The sequence below is a fragment of the Acetobacter sp. DsW_059 genome (assembly GCF_002153695.1).
In the GTDB taxonomy this organism is placed as follows: domain Bacteria; phylum Pseudomonadota; class Alphaproteobacteria; order Acetobacterales; family Acetobacteraceae; genus Acetobacter; species Acetobacter thailandicus.
Window position 1 is genome coordinate 1 of record NZ_JOPI01000131.1, and the last position, 1199, is coordinate 1199.

Genomic DNA, 1199 nt, shown 5'->3' on the forward strand with positions numbered 1-1199 from the left:
GTTGCTGTCATAGCCCCTGTCCCCGATGATTTCTTCTGTCTTGTCGGGAAGATCTGCCAGCAGCTCATCGCGTGAACTGCCCCGCAGCGTAAAGCTCAGGATCTTCTGATGATGATTACGTATAAGCCTGACAACCGGCTTCACAACACTCATCTTCCGTGTTTCGTCACGGCAGATGACAAGATCTCCCGGACGTAGTGCTTCAATCGCACGCGCCCCTGTTAGGGGCAGAACAGAGGTGTCCGCCACAAAATAGTGCGAAGGCAGTGGGGGAACATCCCCCTCTCTTATGAGCGGGACTTCATTTTCAGATTTTCTGGTCTTATTGAGTAATTTCAGTCTGTTACCGCCAGAATAATATCTTTACCCAAACTACCCGTCAGGATGCCCATCGCATCCTGTATAGCTTCGGCATACTGGCTAACCGTTACATGCCCAGGAAGTGCAACACCACTGAAAACCCATCTGATTTTTACCAGAGAAAGCCATTATCATAACATAAAAAATACTATTTCATTTTATTCAAACTTTACTGGTACAAAACAGGATTTATCAAATCCTACATGATGCTCATCAAAAATATGGTTCAATTTTTGCCAGTACAATGCATCATCATCTGATGTCTTCCACTCATCCCAGAAGGCTTGTCCAGCACCGGACAAATAATACTGATATGTAGACCATATTGCTAATCCATCTATAATATTGGGAGACTGTTCTGCCATCTGCTCAAAGATATTTTTCGCTTCTTCAGCCGTATCATACTCGTCAAAGTAGGCGATCCATATAAGACCAGACTGCATCATCCTGTATGCAAGATCTAATACATCCTGACACCATTGGTTACAATAAAAATCAAATCTGTAAGGTAGACACATATAGAAAGCATCAGCGAGCTCTCCACCATCCATGTTAGACATAGCTCTTTTGTAGAACTCTATCATTTTATTTTCTTGGGAATTTAAATTTTGGAACATCATTATACAATCTTCTCACTGATGGACTATTTATTTCCACCGTCGCCATATCGTTGGGTGTGCGGAAACTCGCTGCCCCTGCCGGTCGGTAACTTACTGCCATGCCACCGGCAAATTTTTCAACCCACCCTCCAGTTTGCCCTTTAATTGTTAGTGGCCTAGGCTCAGGACTCATTCGTTAAGATAGAAGAGGACGGTTGCTGCGATATGGATTGCGGACAT

Annotated in this window: 2 protein-coding genes; both read right to left on the reverse strand. The window is 44.0% G+C overall.

Annotation, left to right across the window (positions count from 1 at the left end):
- The coding region (locus HK25_RS12250) for a hypothetical protein (RefSeq protein WP_143296018.1) at positions 1-249 on the reverse strand (249 nt) is incomplete at its 3' end.
- Between the two features lie 269 nt (positions 250-518).
- The gene (locus HK25_RS12255) at positions 519-980 is read right to left on the reverse strand and encodes a hypothetical protein (protein WP_086636394.1); all 462 of its coding nucleotides are present in this window, start codon (positions 978-980) and stop codon (positions 519-521) included.
- Positions 981-1199: the final 219 nt, after the last annotated feature.

Excerpts from the sequence above, each read along its gene's own strand:
- HK25_RS12255 (WP_086636394.1), bottom strand. The coding sequence starts at position 980 with ATGATGTTCCAAAATTTAAATTCCCAAGAAAATAAAATGATAGAGTTC.